Origin of the sequence: Virgibacillus indicus (genome assembly GCF_002266285.1) — a bacterium.
In the GTDB taxonomy this organism is placed as follows: Bacteria; Bacillota; Bacilli; order Bacillales; family Amphibacillaceae; genus Virgibacillus_K; species Virgibacillus_K indicus.
The window spans coordinates 1-1,047 of sequence record NZ_NPMS01000027.1 but is presented as its reverse complement, the minus strand read 5'-3'; the positions used below and the strand labels follow the sequence as shown (position 1 = coordinate 1,047).

Here is a 1,047-nt window from a genome sequence, read left to right as displayed (position 1 = left end):
GGTGTAACCCAGTGGTAAGGGGGAGATGAATTTCGATTTGCGGCAGCAAAACGCTTGACGAACACAAACGTTTGTTCTATACTGGAAGTAAGAGGTGAAGCTGATGCTGCTGAATCAAAAATATGAAATTTTTCCTTCAGACGAACAAAAGGAAACACTGGATACTTGGCTTTCGTATTGCCGTCAAACCTACAATTCAGCTCTTTTGGATAAACAACGGAAATACGCTAAATCAAAGGAATCGTACAGCCGGTCTGCAATGCAAACCCAACTGAAACGGGATAAATTGTCTTGGACCTACCTAAAAGAAATGCCTTCCCAGCCACTCCAGGAAGTTTTCAGGCGTCTTGATAATGCATTTATTAAATTCTTCCGCAAAGAAGCACGCTACCCGAAGCTAAAGAAATATAAAGACTACAACAGCATGACCTTCCCGCAATTCGGCCACAAACCAAACCCACATCATCGTTATGCCGCATCTTTTGCCGCAAATGGAGATTTACAGCTTTCCAAATTAGGTGACATTCCAATTCACTTACATCGCCCGATAGACGGAACCATCAAACAACTGATTATCAAACGGCAAGGAACACGCTGGTATGCTATTTTCTGTGTCGAGAGGCAAGTATACCCAGCACCAATCAACAGAGACCTTGCAGTTGGAATTGACGTTGGATTAAATAAATATGCCGTTTTATCTGATAACAGCTACCATGAAAACCCAAGATACCTGCGTCAAACAGAGAAGAAATTGAAGAGAGCCCAGCAGAAACTCTCCCATTTGAAGCGGGAATCAGCCAACTACATGAAACAAGTCATCAAAGTCCAAAAACTCCATGATAAAATAGCCAACCAACGCAGAGATTTCCTGCATAAATTAAGCTTCAATCTGGCAAAGGCGTATTCGATTATTGCCGTGGAAGACTTGAATATTCGCCAATTGGTAAAAAATAAACGATTATCCAAATCTGTTTCTGATGCCGGTTGGGGAATGTTTCGAAATATGCTTTCCTATAAATGTGAAAGAAATGGCGGATTACTAATCAA

The 1,047-nt window shown here is 41.4% G+C and carries 1 protein-coding gene; it reads left to right on the top strand.

What is annotated here, in order from left to right; genetic code table 11:
* Nucleotides 1–103: 103 nt before the first annotated feature.
* The coding region (locus tag CIL03_RS20000; protein ID WP_094887492.1) for an RNA-guided endonuclease InsQ/TnpB family protein at nucleotides 104–1,047 on the top strand (944 nt) is incomplete at its 3' end.